Here is a 17,053-nt window from a genome sequence, read left to right as displayed (position 1 = left end):
AATACGATGGACCGCCTCGATGCTATGCGGCTCTTCACGCGGGTGGTGGACCGGCGCAGCTTCACCCATGCTGCGCACGACCTCGACATCCCTCGGTCAACTGCGACCCAGGTGATTCGTCAGCTCGAGGAACGGCTGGGTGTCCGTCTCCTGCAGCGCACGACGCGCACGGTACGCCCTACGCTGGACGGCGAGGCTTATTACCGGCGCTGTCTGGCGATCCTCGACGATGTCGAGGACGCAGAGGGTGCGTTCCTGGGCGCGGAGCCGCGGGGAATGCTTCGTGTCGAAGTGCAGGGCACGATTGCGCGCCATTTCGTCATTCCGGGGCTGCCTGAGCTTCTTGATCGTTACCCCGGCATAGAGATCTCGATGAGCGAGAGCGATCGTTGGGTGGACGTGGTGCGCGAAGGGGTGGATTGCGTCCTGCGCTATGGCGTGCTGCCCGACAGCGATCTCGTCGCGCGCAGGGTTGCGACCTTCGAGCGGATCACCTGCGCAGCCCCCGCCTATCTCGAACGCCACGGGGTACCGGGTACGCCGGACGACCTCGCGCACCATCGCTCCGTGGGGATCCGCTCGATCACCACCGGTGCGCTGACGCCATTCGAATTCGAGCAGCCAGAAGGACTGGCGCGTGTCGACGTCCCCGCGCCCTTGTCGGTGACGGGCACAGAGAGTTTCCGCGACGGCGTGCTGCTTGGGCTCGGAATGGCACAGATGCCGATATTCCATATTGCGCGTGATCTCGCCGAGGGGCGACTGGTGCGCCTGCTTCAGGAATATCCGGTTCCTTCCGCGCCGGTATCGGTGCTCTATCCACGCAGCCGGCAACTCTCGCCCCGCGTGAGGCTGTTCATCGACTGGATCGTGGGACGGTTCGCAGGGCAGGCAGCCGCTTGAACGGGATGCTATTTGGCCGCGGGCGAGAAAGTCCGCGCGGTTTCATACATACCGGATCGAAGGTCGAGATGGTGAGAGCTTCCTCGAGAAACGGTCGGGGGCCGGGATCCGCACGCATGGACTGGTAATCCTCGATGCTGCGCCATTGCGCGTACATCGTCACCTTCGAACCATCGAGGCTGCGATGCAGCGTCGAAGAGAGAAAGCCTGGCGCCTTGCAGACATGTTCATCAGTGGCGCGGGCGAGCAGGTCTAAAAGCCGCTGCTGGTTGGCGGGATCGACCGTGAAGACGTTGATCATTGTGATCATGCTGGCTGATCTCGTGAAAGGTGCTCGCCAAGGGAAGACTTTCGGGAGGTAGTCCCGGAAACCGTACTCGGTCAGAAGATGTTGGCTTGCGCATCATCGCAGGTAACGGCGCCGTGCACTTCGAACGCATTGCGCTCGACCCAGTTGTGGCGCAGCAGACCGTCCGGCCCCACTTCCCAAACCGCGGTTCCGGTCATCTCGATGGGGGCGCCGTTCGGTTGCGTGCCCATCAGTCCATTGTTGCGTCCGGTGAGACGCCAGCGCGATGCCACCCGGCTGCCCTCGTGGTTCTTGAACGTCTCGACGATGTGAAATTGAAAATCATGGACCTTGGCAAGGAAATCCGTGACCCAGGCCTTGAACGGCTCCCGGCCGGCAATATCCCGACCTGACGTGATCATAAAATCCTCATGGACCGCGGTCGGTCGCGTTCGGGTCTTGCGGCTGCTGCCATACCTCGCGCCAGAAATTCTCGACGATGGCTACGCCGTCATGTCCAGTCATTTGCGGCTCCTGTTAATGGTGGTCTGAAGCAGACTTAGTGCGCGGTCCTGCCGGTGGACGCGCCGCCGTCGGCGAACAGGATCTGTCCGGTGATGAAACCGGCATCCTCCGAAAGCAGAAAGGCGATGACCGCGGCGATCTCCTCGGGCTTTCCGAGGCGCCGCATCGGGATCATCGACTGGAAACGGGCTTCGGCCTCGCTTCCCGCCGGCGCGTTGCGGCGGAACATCGCAAAAGCGGTCTGCGTTGAGCTGCTCGATCTATGCGATGAATCGAATAAATTTTAAATTTCAATATCTTGATCGGCTCCGTGAACGGAGGCGGCCAACGCCGATTTTTGCGCTAGGAGCCAAATAGGAGCCACCCGGTAGTGCGCATTGGTGAGGTTGATGCCCCCCTTGAGGCTCAGCTTGAGCCCGCGGATCGAAGCAGTGACCCCACCTCTGCGACAAGGCGCGATAATAGTTGCGGGTTACGGTCGCGCGAGTTGCATCTTCGAGGATCTGAAACTGCCACCACCTCCTCGCCCGTTAGACAGCGACATCTTGCTGGGACGTGCTACAAACTTGTAGTATTGGTGCGTTCTCCTCGAGCAGGCGGATGTAGCGTGACCCAGCCGGCGGAAATACTCTATGCGGTGCCTGTCGGGACCATCATCGCCTGGTATCCGCTGCCGGAAGCGCAGCTGCCGCCGGGCTTCGCCTATTGCGACGGCAAGCCCATCACCGACGACGACAGTCCCTACAAGGGCATGTCCACGCCGGACTTGGTGAACAGGTTCGTGCTGGGCACCGACGACAGCACCGGCGTGGCCGTGAACCAGCAGGGCGGCAGCACGGACTATAATGTGGGCGGGTGGCAGAGCGGCACGATCGAAACCAGCCCCACCCAGGTCTCGCTTCCACAGGACGATGTTCAGAACAATATCATCCTGCGCGAGGGTAGCACGAACGGCTACCGCTACCAGCTGACCAGCGACAACGACGAGTGGAACGACGGCAACCATCATCATCAGATTGCAGGCTTCACCGTGCCGGCGCCAGGTTGGCTTGCCCTCGTCTATCTCATGCGGATCAAATAGGCGCCATGCGTTCCTGCTTTCAGCGCCGCGCCGCGCGCGATGCCGGACCTGCTCCTGCGGGAGCGCGGGCCGAGCCCGAGCGCGGGGCCGTGATGCAGCGTTTGGCAGGCTCCTTCCCGGTGCATGACATCACTGGCATCCCCATCGCCGACACTAGGCGGCGCCGCGTGCCGGACCGAGCCGGGCCGGTCGACACATTCGGGCCAGCTCCACCTCGTGCGGGCGGTACGCTCGCGGTTGCGCAGCGGGTCATCGACATCGGCGCGCAACGGGCGGCATCCGACCGCAAGGCCGAGCTGATGAAGGCGCTGCAGTCGCTTGCAACGGCCAAGGGTATAGCATGGCTGCCTGACTTCGACACCATGCTCGATGCGGACCTCGCATCGGACAAGGTCCGCAGCTACCCCACCTTGGACGATCTGTTGACGGACATGAACAGCTCCAAGGGCAAGGGCCCGCTGTCAGCTCCGGTAAAGGCTCCGAAACGCAGCCTCGATGAGGCGCGTGCGCTGCGGCAGAGCGTCAAGTTTCACCGCACCCACGAACGCAACCCGTTTCAGCCCAATCGAATCGCCACCGGCTTTCACGACATTCCCAAGTCAAGAATGTTGAGGACGCCGAAAGGCATCCGCCTTGCGCGGCAGAAGAACCGCTATTTCTATTTCCGCGAACGCAGGAGCGACAATAAGGCCAATTTCCAAGTCTACACCACGGGAAATCCTGACAATCCTGGTTACATCTATATGGACCAAGGGATGTTCCAGGGTAATCTCGACGTCAAGGACACGACCAAGAAGTGGAGCCGCCAGAAGCGGAAGCAGGACAAGCGCCAGTACATGGATCTCGGTACGAAATATAAGTATCCGGAGCACACTGTCGGCCATCTCGATCCGTTCGAGCATTCTCCTTTTGTCCATGATCGCCCGATCATCAAAGGGTCGACGAGCACCTATATCGATACCGACAGCTTCGAGCACAATGTGGTGGTCGAGAATCCCTATGTTGGCGAACAGATCAAGCGCTCGCAGGTCGAAGCGCAGATGATGAAGGACGACAGCTACTTCCTGCAGTATCCGATCTATTCCGGCACGTCCCCGGCGATTTCCACGACCTTCAACAGCAAGCCCATCGCGGCGGGTCAGACGGACAGTTCCGGCGCTCCCGTCGTGGACAAGCCGCGCATACGCCCGGACCAATTGGTCTTCGCTGTGGAAAAGGGCTCGGGTCTGGAGTGGGCGGCCTTCGATAATACCGGCAAGACCCGCTATGACACGAAAGAGTCGAAGCGGAAGGTGTCAGGATACGAGACGCGCACCGGCGATTGGACCAAATGGACGGGCAAGCGCGTGAGGAAAGGCAGCGATCCGAAGGCGATCTGGGAAGCTGAGAAGAATGCTACTCCGTTCCCCTACCTTGCCGAGATCTATGAACCGCCCACTGTGACCACGAGCTACGAGCCGTGGCTCGACAGCACGAAGACCAACGTGGCAGGCTATGAGACTCCACCACGCACGCCCTATTATATGGGAGACTGGACGCCGCCTCCCTCGAATATCGTCAAAGGTTTCGCCTGGATAGGAGAGAAAGTAACGACCACGACCGGCGTCACCGGCATCGTTACCGATCTGATCTCCTATGATCAAAACAAGGATGAATCCACCGTGCACCTGCAAGAGGAGCCGAAGCCGTTTGCATGAGGCTGGACGGTGCCCGGCCGAATGATGATCAATGTGTTCGATTTCAAAGCGACTTCAGCGCTCATGTGAGCTGATGTACCAGTCGATGGTCGATCCTGCTCCCATGCGCGAACTCTCTGTTTAGGCTGCGAAGGTTAAATGCACACCCTCGTCCATAAGCGTGCGAAGCCCGTATCGGAGCCGTCGTCATCGCTTCGCGCGACGGGGGCTCGGCCCGAACCGGCGGTGCCAGCGCGCCGCCTGCCGGTTCACGACATCGCTCGGGTCCCGATCGCCGATGTCCCGGTCCGCGCCACGACCGTGCAGCTTCGCGCCGGGACATTGGGAGCGCCGCCGTCCCATCATGCGTCGTGCTCGTCCGGGCTGCCCGACAGGCTCAAGGCGGGCGTCGAGGCGTTGTCGGGAATGTCGATGGACGGGGTGCGCGTCCATTACGGCTCGCCTGAGCCGGCGCGGCTCAACGCCCACGCGTTCGCGCGCGGCACCGACATCCATCTGGCGCCCGGGCAGGAACGTCACCTCGCGCACGAAGCATGGCATATCGTGCAGCAGGCGGAAGGGCGCGTGCGCCCGAACATCGACGTCGGCGGCACAGCGGTGAACGACGACCCCGCGCTCGAGCGCGAGGCGGAGACTCTGGGAGAAGCGAGCGCGGCACGAGGGGCAAGGATGATGGCGACGGATACGCCCCGGCAGGTGGCGGGCCGCGGCACGTCTGCGCAGCTTCAGTCGGCTGCCGCCTGCGTTCAGCGGGTGATCAAGGTTACCAAGGGTGACCTGAAGGGCGAATATGATACCAAGACCGGTGTGGACACCAAGTGGCTGACCAACCAGGTCGAGGATGCGATCGGCGAGGAGCTGGCGCGCGGATGGAAGGGCTGGATCGGCACGCTGGCGGGTGAGAAGGGCAAGTCGCATCGATACACGACCGAAGAGTTCTTCGACGAGCTCAGGACGCGGTTTCCTAAGAAAAGCGGAAGTGGCAAGATCCGGCCCAACTTCCCCAAGTCCTCTTACTGGCTAGGAACGATCACCCGCGAGATCCAGACCGGGAAGGATCAGTCCGACCTCAAGCCCGCCGACGAGAATCTCGCCCTCCCGCACCGCTTCCCCTACAAGGCGATCGAGACCAGCACCGATCTGTTCCTCACCGGCAAGGAGGACGCCGACGACCTCTATCGCTGGACCGATCGTCTGATCGAAGCGACCGAGAAGCGGCGCGATATCAACCGCAAGCAGATCAAGAACAAGAAGAAGCGCGAGAGATATGAAGAAACGCTCGAAGATCAACTCGATGGCATGGAGCGGGCCCGCAAGAGGCTGAAGAAGGAGGTCGAATCGGGCAAGAAACCCGATCTCTCATCCGGCACGGTGCAGGAGTTCCTGAAATATACCAACGCGCTGCACGGAAACATTCCCGATTATGGCCCGCACGCGGGAGTCAATATCCAGGTCAGCGACCGCACGCACCTCAACATCCAGGAGGATGGCACTCTGACTCCGGGCAGCCTGGCGGCAGGCAGCATGTCGCCACATCGCGGCCGGGGCATCGCGCGCACCAGCGACGGGCAATACATCGTCACCACCGGCGGGTACAGATTCGACCCCGACGAGCTCAGCGCGAAGCTGCAGAAGCTGGTCGATACGAGAGGCTATAGCGATACGACGATCGACGCAGATGATCTGGAAGAATATGGATGATCCCGAGACAGATGCCTCAGCTTTCGTATCGCTGATCGAGGCGCGTGCCGAACAGCAGCCCTGATTGGATCGCGGCCTCGAACTGGTTGAGCCGCGCGGTCGGCGCCGCGAGATTATAGGCGCCGAGCACGTCGCGATTGCTTGCGCCGGCGAGGATCACTGGTGGATTCTCCTCCGACAGTCGCGCGAAATCGGGCAGGGGATAAGCGTTGGGCTCGACGAAGCGCGGCGGCTGGCCCACCGGTTCCCAAGACTGGCCAGAGGCCCGCAGCGGGCAGGTTTTAGCGCAGCTCGAGTCGACGCAGGTGGCGCAATCGCGCGCTGGCGCATCGGTCGGCTCCTCGCATGCGCAAAGCCGGTCATCGGAAAGGAGCGTGACTCGGCGCAGCAGGCAATTGGACAGTCGCACCCTTCGCGCCTTGCCGCAACCGTTGCAGCGGCTCACTGCCGCAGCTAGCCGGGACGCGGCGCCCACGACGTCGCCAGTCGCGGCCGAGGGATGCTGCAGGTCAGTCACGTAGCAGTCGATGAAATGTGCATCGCCGGAGCAGGCGAGGACGCCGTCGAAGAGCGAGTTGGCCGCGTGGAGCGTGCCCGCAATCTTGCCGCCACCGATGACGGTCAACCGGTCGAATTTGGCGGTTACCTCGGCGGGCAGGGTGAGCACATTGAACGCGGCTTCGGGCACCGGCAGCTTGCTGAGCACGCTGCTGTCGATCTCGATATGGCCAGTGACAAGGCTGAGATCGATCGGGCCGAGCAGGCAACGCTCCAGCTTGAGCGTTGCGGTTCCCGGAAGCGCCGATGGCTGCGGCGGCTGAGGTGGTACCGCCGAGATCGCGAGCGGCGCCGCTCCGGGATAGAGCGTGGTATCGAGCAGCGTGAGCTCAATGTCGCCGCCAAGCAGGCCGATCATCGACTCGAGCGTCACGCCACTCATGGCGATGGCACCCGACTTGACGGGTGATGGCGGCCCGAGCAGCGTGAGCGTGCCCGGACTGCCGGTCACGACAAAGGGTTGGCTCCCCGCTGCGCCCACGACCCAGAGCGCCTGGCCACTGGCGGGGGCGAGCTGCTGGGCGGCGATGGGGCGCGTCGCGCTGGTCTGGAGCGTGAGCAATGTGCACGCGGCCTTGGACTGTGCCCAGGTGCCGAGCTGCTGCTCAAGCCAGGCAGGATCGCGGTCATCCTTGAGCACTACAGCGGCCGCAGGCACCGGCGGCGGCGGTCGTAACCCGAGGCCGCCGATCGCGCCTGGCATCGCGATGCCATAGTCGACGCTGAGCGTATCTGGCTTCGTCCAGGCGGTCGGCCAGCTGAACAACCCGAGCTCGGGATCGATCGCAACAGCGGGCACCAGCCCTAAAGCTGGTGCGGGCGGCGTGGCCGGCACGGGTTGCTGCGGCGCGGTGCGGGGCGGGACGATTACGACCTGATCTCCGCCATCGCATACGAAGCAGGCGGTAAGCGCCGTGGCGAACGCCTGGACGACCGCGGCGACGGTCCGCGACTGCAGCATGAGGGGCAGCGGAACTTGGAGCACCTGCCCGCCGGGCGCGGTGAAGGTCATCACGGTGTCCGCCGGCGTGTCGGTCAGAAGGGCGATCAGCTGCGGCGTGAGCGGCAGGGTCGCGGCGGCGATCCCCATGCGTGCGGATCCGGTGAGCAGCAGCGGATCGAGGCCGCCCGGGTTGGTCGGGCCGATCGACAGCGGCTCCGAGGGACACATGCCGGGCACGATCACCAGCGCGTTGCCGATAGCGCCGACCTTGAGCGCCTTGACCGCAGCCTCCGCTACCCGCCTGCCCGGCGTGATCGTCGCGCTCGCGATCGCGCCTTGCAGAAGCGCGACCAAATCCGGCATGGTCGGCGTCGCTGGCACGTTGACCGAGACCGCGGCGGTCGCGTCGCCAAACTTGATCGTGAGACCGGCGATGGCCGCGGTGACCGACGCGAGGTCGATCGTCTCGCCTTCGAGCACGGGATAGTCGGGGGGCACCGGGGGACAGTCGACAAGCGACATGGCGCGCAGCGATCCCGGCTGCAGCTCCGTCCAGTCACCCGAGCCGTTCTTGGTGCGGATCACCAGCCCGCGCGCCGGGCCGTAGAGCAGCGAGCTGGCCGGACCCCCGGCCGGATGAGGCCACATCATGTTGTAGCGCATGAGATCGGCAGCGAGCATCGCCGTCGTGAGCCGCACGGGAAGGGCGGTCACCGGCGGCGCTGCGACCCAGTCGATCGGAGTGCTTGGCAAATTGAACAGCGGCTGGTCCATGCCCAGCGGATTGAAGTGATAATAACTTGATATGCCAGCGGGCGCGGGTGTCGCCCCGATCACCGCGAAGACGGGCAGCCGCCAGATGCGCAGCAGCCCCATGCTTGTGGCATCGGGCTGCGCAGCGGCATCGGGGAGCGGCCACGCCGCCCATGGCGTGCTCGCGCCGGGCGAGTAGAGCGAGAACCAGCCCGCACTGTCTCGTGCGAGCTTGGGTAGCGCCGCGGCGATCCCCTTGCGGCGGCGAAAGGCGAGTGTGTTGGCGACCAGCGCGCGATGCTCGGGGCGGACCGGCCTGGCGATCTCGAGCCCGAGCAGTCCACCGATCAGTGGGACATATTCGAGCGGGCAGGTCTCGATGAACCAGTCCTGTTCCAGCGCGGAGATGCCGGTCCCCAATTCGGTGCGGACGTGGTCGAACACCTTCATCAGCGCAAGCAACGGATAGCCCTGCGCGATGTCCTGCTGGCGGAAGATCGCGGGGAGCAGCGCGTAGAGCGGGTTCTCGATTGGGCCGTCGCTCGACGCGGTCATGAAGCGGACCCCCCGTGGACAGGCGTGGGCGTTGGCGACGCGTGGATCGTGAAAGCGACCGCGTCCGCATCGGTGCTGAGGCAGAGGATTTGCGCGCCGGTCGGTGGGTCGAGCTGAGCGTCGTTCGGATAGAGCACTCGCTGCGAGCCCGGCGCCGCGGAGATCCCAGCGACGGCCTCGTTGGTTGGCAGGGATAGCGGTGGCGCGGTTTCGGTCGGCGCCCAGAGGTCCGTCACGGTGACGGTTTTGATGCCGACGACGTTCTTCTTGATCACGGTACAAATATCGACCGCACGCACCGCCTGGCCGAAACCCATCGCGGTAATGTCATAGGTCGATTGCAGCACCGCGGCGATCGCACTCTCGATCTGCTGGAGGTCGGGTGATCCCACCACGGTGAAATTGCCCTTCACCTTGAACGGCAGCGGTTCGTAGGGAAGCAGTTGGTGCTGCAGCACCGCGCCGTTCGCCAACGCGAGAGCGAATGCCTTTTGAAGGGAGACGAAGGCCGGCGAGGCCATGTCCGGAACGGCGTTGTCGAGCCCCGCGAGCGTGACCAGGCTGACCTGCTCGGTCGCCGCGAGCGCGGTCGAGAGCGTCGCGGCACCCACTTCCGGGCGATTGAGCACGAAGGTCCGCATGTCCTCCTGACTCACGATCCTGCCCAGGTCGGCGACACCGATTGGGATCTGGCCGCGTAGGCTGCTGCGCGGCCGCGCGCCGATACCACCGGTTGCGGCAACCGGATTGAGTACGCCCTTGATGCCCGCGACGTTGTTCGGCGGGCGTGTCAGGCTGCCCGCCGGAACATTGCCGTCAGCACCGGCGCCAACTCGGTAGGTGGCGGTGATGTTGTTCTGCCCGGTCGGGGGGCGAAGGCCGTGGACTCCGTCGCCGAACTGGATCCGGGCGCGTCCCTGCGCGTCCTGGATCAGCTGGTAGACGCGCGCGTCGGGCGCGCTGTCACCGAGCGCGTCCACATATTGCCAGGCAGTGCCGTTGACCATCACGTTCAGCTGCGGGGCGATCGAGCCGTCGGCCTGCTCCAGCCACGTCAGCGGCGCCTGCTTTAGGATGAACTGAAGGAACGGCTTCTGCCCGTCGCCGCTGCCGAGCACTTCGTTGACGGTGCTCCCCTGCGTCACCTCGGCGACGTTGCCGTACACAGACGTGGTGGTGCGATCGTAGAGATAGCGTAGGGGTTGATCGAGCGTCAGGACGGTCGTGTTGGTCTCGGCAGATTGCCGGAGCGCCTTCACCGTGACGGCTTCGCTCTGCATCGGACGGTTGAACAGCGCCAGCTGCTGCGACGTGACATTGCCGATCGTGCTGCCGTTGCCCGAGAGGAACGACAGCCCTGACGGCGGGTCCCCGTGCGGGTTGATTTCGATCGAGAGCTCGCCGGTGTCAGGCACGTCGACCCGCCACCACTTGCACGCCGACGGAACCGGCGCCAGCACCATGACGATCGTTCCAGGTTCGAGCTTGGGCATCCCCCCGATGCCGGTGACATCGCCGACCGTCGCGGCGAGCGGCGGGTTGCCGGCGATCAACAGCCGATGGCCGACAGCGATCTCGTCGATCAGCCCCGCCAGCTCGAACATTGTGCCGGCGAGCGGCTGATCGTTGATCGGGGGCGCGAGACGGAGCTGGCGGCTTTGGGTATAGACCATCGCCTGGCGGCGCGCGTCCGACGCCGGTGACGGCGGGGCATCGACATAGAGGATCGCGGAGCAGCTGCTCACGCCGTCCGAACCGACTTGGCCGCCGAAGGCGTAGATGCCGCGCCCTGCGATGGGGATCGGCGTCACGGTCGCGGTCAACGACACGAAGATCGGATAGGCGGGCGAGGGTAACGCAAACGGCAACGGATAGACGGTCTCGCCGCCGATGCCGCTCGCCGGGATCAGCTCGTAGCTCGGCGAGCTGGCCCCGCCGATCAGCAGCAGCCCCTCAGGGACCAGGATCGCCCCCTGTGAGCGCCGCGGCTCGGCGATTGGCTGGGACGGAGCGAAGGTGTAGCTGCCCGGATCGAACAGCTCGGTGGTGGCGGTCGCCTGCATGTCGGGCTTCACCACGCCGCCGACGACGAGGACCTTGCCCGAGCTCAACAACGTCGCGCTGTGCATCGCGCGCGCCGTGCACAAGGGTGCGATCACCGCGAAAGCCTGCGCGGCGACGCTGAACACCGCCGCCTGCGTCGAAGGAAACACCGTCACCGAGGTGAAGTCGCGCTCGGTATAGAAATCGGTGACCCCGCCGGCGATCAGCACGTCGCCGTTGGCGAGGAGGGTAGCGCTATGGAAGGCGGCGCCGTCGGGCAGACTCGTCGTGACCGCCGTGAAGGCTTGCTGGGCGACACTGAAGGTCTCGGCACTATCGAGCGCCGGCACCCATGTGGCGAGGACGCCGGGCGGTTCATAGGTGACAGCGGGATAGGAATAGCCCCCCACGAGCAGCACGGTTCCGTCGGCGAGCACGGTTGCGCTATGGCCACAGCGTGGCGCCGTCATCTTGTTGTGGACCGGGCGGAACGAGCGGCTCTTGGGATCGTAGATTTCGGCCGTATCGAGCGTGGCATAGCCGTCTTTGGTCATGCCCATGCCCCCCGCGACGAGAACCGTGCCGTTGGCGAGGAGCGACAGGGTGGCGCCGATACGCGCCGATGCCGGCGCGCCGGTGATCGTCGAGAGATTGGTGGTGGGGTCGAAGGTCCAGGCGAATCCGGTCATGCTCTTGGGCGACAGGGGAAAGGGATCCGGCGTGGTCGAGCCAAGGATCAGGATCGTCCCGTCGGGAAGCGCAATCGAGCCGACCGGCGCGAGTGTGTAAGGCGTGGTGAGGATCGGCCCCGGGAATGTCACGAAGGTGCCGACATCGGCGTCATAGGCGACCACCGCATTGAGATAGCCGTCCGGAATTGCTTCCAGCCCGCCCGCGACCAGCAGTTCGTCTCCTGGAAGCGCCAGGCAGGCGGCATAGGCCTGGGCCTGCGGCAGCGCCGCGCCGGCCAGGCTGGGGCCGAGCACGTTGGCGCCGTCGAACGGAATGCTCGTGCCTGCGCTCACCGAGAATATCTCGACCGAGGCGAGCACCGTGTCGTCCGACATGCCGCCCGCGACCACGACCTTGCCGCCCTGGAGCTGCGCGGCCGCTTGGTTCGAGCGCGCGATGATCAGCGGCGGCGCGGGGACGAACACCGGCACGCCGGCGAATGGGCCCGAATTCCCACTGGCATATCGGGCGAAGGCGCCGACCAGCCAATTGTCCTTGACCGGACCCGCCGCCGACTGGCCGCCGGTGACGAGGAAGCCGTCGTTGCCCGGAAGGGCAGTGGCGACATGGTCGTAGCGTGCGCTGCCGTCGTTGCCGACACCGACCGGCTTGATCTTGTAGAGGCCGGGAACGGGCTTCCAGCTGTCGGGATCTGTGACTTCGGCATCGTCCCAGATCGTTGCGCTCGCGCTGCTGTGGAATCCGGGAGGCATCGCGGCGCCGTCGTGGCCGCCCAGGAACACGACGATCTGTCCGACCGGCGGAACGCTCGGCGACCCGCCGTCGGCAGCGGTCTTCACCACCGGACAGAGCGTCGCGCTGTGGCCGGCGCGCGCGCGCTGCATCTTTGCTTCCCAGGCCCAGGCGTTCTGCTGCGGCGCGAACACCGCGACCGAGTCCGTGGCGGCCGATTTTTCGAGCAGCGCCTCGAGCGTGGGATAGCGCACCCCGGGATCGCCGGTGAGCCCGCCGCTCAGCATCAGCGTGCCGTCGGGCAGCGCCGTGGCGGCATGGGCGACGCGCGGAACCGCGAGCGTGACGTCCGGAATCGCCGAGAAGGTCAGCGTCGTCGGATCGAGCTGAAGGATGTCGGTTGCATATTCCCAGTCGCCGGTGACGCCGCCGACGAGATAGACCACGCCATTGATCGTCGTTGCGGTATGCAGCCCACGCTTGGACGGCAGCGTCGCAACCTGGCTCACCAGCCCGGTGCCGGGATCATATACCTCGACGCTGTCGAGCACCCCTGCCTGGCCGATCCCGCCCACGAGCAGCACGCGCCCGTCGCCGAGCAGGCTAGCGGTGACGCCGCTGCGCGCCGGTATCAGCGCGACGCCCGAAGGCAGCACTGCAGGCTCGGGCTCAAGCGTGACTTGCGTGACCTGTCCGGTGAGCCCGAACTCGGAGATGTTCTGGCGCGAGACCGACGCGATCACGCCGAGCGTATTGTCCACGGGCGTCTCGAGCAGGAACTGGCTGCCGGGCAGCACCTTGGAATAGACTGCCTGGAGATCGAGATCATTCAGATCGATGCCGTACCCGGGCCATTCGGTGAATTCGGCCGGCGACATGCCGGTCGGCGTATTCGCGCGCTGCACTGCTGCCGATTGCGATGTCCAGGATGGCGCGTTGTAGCCGAACAGGCGGCAGGTGAGGTCGAGCGCATAGAGTTCGAGCCCCTCCTTGGCGTCGCGCGGCAACGGCTCCGTGGCGCCTGTGGCGGTCCACTGCGCCTGCAGGCTCGAGCCGATGCCGATCGTTGTGGTCGAGAGTACATGGTTCTCGCTTGCCGAAAACACCGTTAGACGCACCCATTGCGTCGGGGTCCCGCGACGCACGAGCAGCAAAAAGTCACCCACCGCCAGCCCCAGCCCGGTTCCCGCGATCAATAGGCTGTCGCTGTCGGGATCGAGATAGGCCGGTTTGGTCTGAAGCGGCGTGAGCTGGTTGAGCGCGGGGTTGGCGACGACCTGCGTCGCAGTCTCGAAGATCGGCGACAGGGCGATCGATGCGGCATCGCTCGCGCTCGCCGCGGCAGCGCCGCTGGGGGCCGAGGTGCTGCCGCTTGGCTTGGGAGGATTTGCCTGGATCGCGGCGCCCTGGGGCACGGTCACCGGTGCGCCGGGCTGAGCGAACAGGGCAAGCTCCGCGGTCGCCCCGATGTAGGCCCCTGTGGTCTCGCCGATGCTGCGCGCGAGCAGCGCGAGGCTCGAATAGTCGATAGCGGTGCCGAGATAGCCTTCGTTGAGGACACGGTCCTGGTAGAAGGAGATGATGTCGGCCAGTGCGGCGAACGCATCGACCATCGCCAGCGTCGGATCGCTCGGCACGTTCCGGTCGAGCCGCGCCAGCGGACGCGTGAGCGCCCCGCCGCCGGTGTCGATCACCACGCGCGGAATCAGCGCGAGCATCTCCGCCTTGAAGCTCGCATAGTCGCCGAGCCCGGCGGAAATCTGTGCCTCGTTGCCGTCGTCGGTCATGATCCTGCCGCCAGATAAAGGCGGACGCCGCCGAGCGCCGGCCGGAAGCTGTCGTTGCCGATGCGCGCGCGCTGATGCGCCTCGATCGTGATGCGGCCCTGTGCGATGTTGGCGGCCGTATCGTCATCGCCGAGGATCGTCTCGAACACGATTCGTGGATCGCTGCGTGGATCGCAGGCCACGAACGTCACGGCCGGTTCGGCGCGGATTGCGCGCGTGAGCTCGTCGAGCCGCACCTGGCGGCCGAGCGGCCAGTTGAGCGGATTGAAGAAGGCGGGCGAGCCGTCGGGAAGCATTCCGGTGCCGATGCGCTGGGCCAGCCGCGCGCGCGCCGCCGCGATATTGGTGCCCGGAGCGCAATAGGCTACGAGCGCGATCTCCAGCTCGACATCCGTGCTCTTGGTGACCGTCGGCAGCGCGCCGAGCACCGCATGGTCCATCAACCGCGCGCGCGCGACCTCGAAGGCGACGTCGTCAGGTATCGTCATTCGGGTGGTCAGCCCGACGCTGCAGGGCGCCTGGCCGTTCCGGCCCAGCCTGGCATGGACTTCGGTGACCAGCGGGTCGGCGCTGGCGATACGTGTCCAGTCATCGGGCTCGATGCCGCGAAGATTGGTGCGAAAGCCGGTCGTGGCGAACAGCCGAATCGCTTCCATATCCTCCGCGGTGAACGGCGATGCAGGAAGCGGGTTGGTAACCCAGGTGATCAGCGGCGCCGGTCCAATGATCTGCAGCAGCGAATTGGCGCGCACCCGACCGCTTTGCCCGCCGCCGCTTCGCGCGGTCGCGGTGAAGACGGTGTCTGGCGCGGGGGCGCAGCCGAGCGTGCCGTCGCCAAACCGCAGGTTGAGCTGGCGCGGCCCGCTGCCGGACCCGTCCTCGATCGAGGCGGCGAAGGCGCGCTCGCTCGAGGAGGCCGAGAGCAGGTCCTGCTGGGCGCTCCACACGTCGGTGACCCCCGCCATCCCCGGCCGCGCACCCCTCAACGAGATGCACGGCGCGGCATTGCGGGGGTCGGGATTGAGGCTTGCCTTGGCCGAATCGACCATCAGGCTGGCGATGGCGAGATCCTGGGTTCCGTCGAAGGCGGCGGCGATGCGCGGCGGGGGGGCGGTGGAGACCACGTCGTTGACCTGCACGCTCGGCGCATAGGCAGCTGTCGCGGGAACGGTGGCTGGCTGGAGCGCGGCGGGCAGGGTCCTGCCGTGATCGGCGAGCACGACATTGCCGTAGAGCGAGACCGCGCCATCCACATCGACGGGGGGGACGGTAAGCGGGCCGGCCAGCGCGTCTTCGGGATGCCAGCTGAGCACGGTGGTGGGCACGCCATTTTGGGTCCCGACCTCCTCCACCTTGAGCAAGCGCAGCACCTGCGCGCCAAAGGGCGCGGCCACGCCGGCCGGCGCGGTCAGCTGCTGGAGCACGACCAGCTGACCGGGCATCAAGCCGGTGTTGACGGTCTGAAGCGTGAGCGTGATCGAGCCGGCGGGAATGGTATAGGCAGTGGTCCGAGCCAAGGCCGTGCCGAGATCGTTGCGCTGGCGCGAGACTGGCTGTTCGTGCATCGTCTCGAACACCGTCGTGCTCGCGGCGAGCGCGGGGTCGGCGGCCAGGATCACGTCGGGCTCGCCAGGCTGCAGCGTCACCACCTGCACGCCAGCGGGCAGCGTCCCGTCGCCGCTGACCGCGAAGACCAGCGCAGTGCGCGCGTTGCAGCCGTCGTTGACCGCATAGTCGCGCAGCCGCCCGTGGCGGCGCAGCGACAGGCGGTGCCGCGCCGTGGTCAGGTAGGACTCGGTGCCCGCCGCATCCTGGCGGAAGGACAAATGGTCACCGGCATAGGCGAGCACTTCCAGGATCGTCGTGATCGGATCGGCGGGATGATCGAGCGCCCAGGCCGAATCGTCCTCGACAATCTGCGACACGCGCGAGCGCATCATCTCGGTCAGCGCGGTGTAGTCGCGCGCGAGATAGTCGATCGAGACGGCCCCCGGGGGGGGCTGGTCCCCCGCCGCGCCGGACGCGAGTGAGCCCGGGGAAGGGAGCGCGAACCAGATCGCGTGCTGGCCGATCGAGAGCAGATAGGAGGGCGGATCGGCTTCGGGATCGATGTCGGGCAATGCCGCCTCGATCGTCAACGCGACGCCGCCACCGGGAGGCCGACCCACCTTGGTGACGGGCACCGGCTTGCCGAGAAAATCGGTGATGGTGACGGCGAGCACCGCATTCACGGCGTTTGTGGCGATTTGCTCGGGACACTCCACCACGACGTGCAGCGAGGTGCCGGACAGTTGCGACCGGATGATATCGACCGAAGCGTTGTTCATGCGGCCGAGATCCGCGCCACCGCGCGCCCCGAACCGCCCGAAGCGGAGCCGCCCAGCAGCGGCAGGGTGACCGATGTCTCGGCGAGCTCGCCGGAATGGGTGACGAAATAGGTCAGGGCGATCTCGACTTCCTCATCCTTCATCGAGACGATGAGCGTGTGAATGGTGATCGCGTCGCCGAGGAACTGAAGCAGCTTGCTGCGCACCAGCGATTCCGCCGCGCTGGCAAGCCCCTTGTCCATACCCGCAAAGACCAGGGACTTGAGCCCCGCACCGAAATTGGGAAGGTTCACGCGCTCGCCAGGATCGGTCTCGAGGACGAGCAAGATCAGATTTTGGACATAGGTCGACAAATCGGTGGTCGCGGTCTGCCCCGAAGCGTCGATCTGGTACGGAAAGCTCAAATAGCCGGTCATCGATAGATGTCGCACCTCTCTTCAGCGGGAGATCATATCCTGAACTCGCC

General features: G+C 65.5%; 11 protein-coding genes. 4 read left to right on the top strand and 7 right to left on the bottom strand.

Going from position 1 to position 17,053, the window contains the following annotated elements; all coding sequences use genetic code 11:
- Positions 1-6: 6 nt before the first annotated feature.
- Positions 7-903: a LysR family transcriptional regulator gene (locus tag ACMGDH_RS11255; protein WP_436828017.1), complete on the top strand. Its 897-nt coding sequence runs from the start codon at positions 7-9 to the stop codon at positions 901-903.
- Here ACMGDH_RS11255 and ACMGDH_RS11250 read toward each other — a convergent pair.
- The 3 genes from ACMGDH_RS11250 to ACMGDH_RS11240 all read right to left on the bottom strand — a co-directional run bounded on the left by ACMGDH_RS11250 (position 857) and on the right by ACMGDH_RS11240 (position 1,946).
- Positions 857-1,213 (bottom strand): antibiotic biosynthesis monooxygenase family protein, encoded by a 357-nt coding sequence (locus ACMGDH_RS11250; RefSeq protein WP_436828016.1) that lies wholly within the window; start codon positions 1,211-1,213, stop codon positions 857-859. The genes ACMGDH_RS11255 and ACMGDH_RS11250 overlap by 47 nt on opposite strands.
- Positions 1,214-1,284: 71 nt before the next feature.
- Positions 1,285-1,614 (bottom strand): nuclear transport factor 2 family protein, encoded by a 330-nt coding sequence (locus ACMGDH_RS11245; protein WP_436828015.1) that lies wholly within the window; start codon positions 1,612-1,614, stop codon positions 1,285-1,287.
- Between the two features lie 137 nt (positions 1,615-1,751).
- Positions 1,752-1,946: an SDR family oxidoreductase gene (locus ACMGDH_RS11240; RefSeq protein ID WP_436828014.1), complete on the bottom strand. Its 195-nt coding sequence runs from the start codon at positions 1,944-1,946 to the stop codon at positions 1,752-1,754.
- A gap of 348 nt (positions 1,947-2,294) precedes the next feature.
- Here ACMGDH_RS11240 and ACMGDH_RS11235 point away from each other — a divergent pair, with 348 nt between their 5' ends.
- The 3 genes from ACMGDH_RS11235 (at position 2,295) to ACMGDH_RS11225 (ending at position 6,196) form a co-directional block, all read left to right on the top strand.
- Positions 2,295-2,798, top strand: coding sequence for a hypothetical protein (locus ACMGDH_RS11235; protein WP_436828013.1), 504 nt, complete (start codon positions 2,295-2,297; stop codon positions 2,796-2,798).
- 5 nt (positions 2,799-2,803) lie between these two features.
- Positions 2,804-4,495 carry a hypothetical protein gene (locus ACMGDH_RS11230; RefSeq protein WP_436828012.1) on the top strand — a complete coding sequence of 564 codons (1,692 nt, stop codon included), beginning with the start codon at positions 2,804-2,806 and terminating at the stop codon, positions 4,493-4,495.
- A gap of 225 nt (positions 4,496-4,720) precedes the next feature.
- A complete protein-coding gene (locus ACMGDH_RS11225; protein WP_436828011.1) occupies positions 4,721-6,196 on the top strand; it encodes an eCIS core domain-containing protein in 1,476 nt (491 codons plus the stop codon).
- 16 nt (positions 6,197-6,212) lie between these two features.
- Here the strand turns inward: ACMGDH_RS11225 and ACMGDH_RS11220 are convergent, their stop codons facing one another.
- The 4 genes from ACMGDH_RS11220 to ACMGDH_RS11205 are packed head-to-tail and all read right to left on the bottom strand — an operon-like array spanning position 6,213 to position 17,003.
- Positions 6,213-9,005, bottom strand: coding sequence for a hypothetical protein (locus ACMGDH_RS11220; protein ID WP_436828010.1), 2,793 nt, complete (start codon positions 9,003-9,005; stop codon positions 6,213-6,215).
- Positions 9,002-14,260: a tRNA wybutosine-synthesizing protein 4 beta-propeller domain-containing protein gene (locus ACMGDH_RS11215; RefSeq protein WP_436828009.1), complete on the bottom strand. Its 5,259-nt coding sequence runs from the start codon at positions 14,258-14,260 to the stop codon at positions 9,002-9,004. Before ACMGDH_RS11215 ends, ACMGDH_RS11220 begins: the two co-directional genes overlap by 4 nt.
- Positions 14,257-16,587 (bottom strand): baseplate J/gp47 family protein, encoded by a 2,331-nt coding sequence (locus ACMGDH_RS11210; RefSeq protein WP_436828008.1) that lies wholly within the window; start codon positions 16,585-16,587, stop codon positions 14,257-14,259. The genes ACMGDH_RS11215 and ACMGDH_RS11210 overlap by 4 nt, the downstream gene beginning before the upstream one ends.
- Positions 16,584-17,003 carry a GPW/gp25 family protein gene (locus ACMGDH_RS11205; protein ID WP_436828007.1) on the bottom strand — a complete coding sequence of 140 codons (420 nt, stop codon included), beginning with the start codon at positions 17,001-17,003 and terminating at the stop codon, positions 16,584-16,586. Before ACMGDH_RS11205 ends, ACMGDH_RS11210 begins: the two co-directional genes overlap by 4 nt.
- Between the last annotated feature and the right edge of the window lie 50 nt (positions 17,004-17,053).

Source organism: Sphingomonas radicis (assembly GCF_051400635.1).
GTDB lineage: Bacteria > Pseudomonadota > Alphaproteobacteria > Sphingomonadales > Sphingomonadaceae > Sphingomonas.
The sequence above is the reverse complement of the archived record's forward strand: the minus strand, read 5'-3'. Positions and strand labels throughout refer to the sequence as shown.

Excerpts from the sequence above, each read along its gene's own strand:
- ACMGDH_RS11215 (WP_436828009.1), bottom strand. The coding sequence starts at position 14,260 with ATGACCGACGACGGCAACGAGGCACAGATTTCCGCCGGGCTCGGCGAC.
- ACMGDH_RS11210 (WP_436828008.1), bottom strand. The coding sequence starts at position 16,587 with ATGAACAACGCTTCGGTCGATATCATCCGGTCGCAACTGTCCGGCACC.
- ACMGDH_RS11220 (WP_436828010.1), bottom strand. The coding sequence starts at position 9,005 with ATGACCGCGTCGAGCGACGGCCCAATCGAGAACCCGCTCTACGCGCTG.
- ACMGDH_RS11255 (WP_436828017.1), top strand. The coding sequence starts at position 7 with ATGGACCGCCTCGATGCTATGCGGCTCTTCACGCGGGTGGTGGACCGG.
- ACMGDH_RS11240 (WP_436828014.1), bottom strand. The coding sequence starts at position 1,946 with ATGTTCCGCCGCAACGCGCCGGCGGGAAGCGAGGCCGAAGCCCGTTTC.
- ACMGDH_RS11250 (WP_436828016.1), bottom strand. The coding sequence starts at position 1,213 with ATGATCACAATGATCAACGTCTTCACGGTCGATCCCGCCAACCAGCAG.
- ACMGDH_RS11245 (WP_436828015.1), bottom strand. The coding sequence starts at position 1,614 with ATGATCACGTCAGGTCGGGATATTGCCGGCCGGGAGCCGTTCAAGGCC.
- ACMGDH_RS11230 (WP_436828012.1), top strand. The coding sequence starts at position 2,804 with ATGCGTTCCTGCTTTCAGCGCCGCGCCGCGCGCGATGCCGGACCTGCT.
- ACMGDH_RS11205 (WP_436828007.1), bottom strand. The coding sequence starts at position 17,003 with ATGACCGGCTATTTGAGCTTTCCGTACCAGATCGACGCTTCGGGGCAG.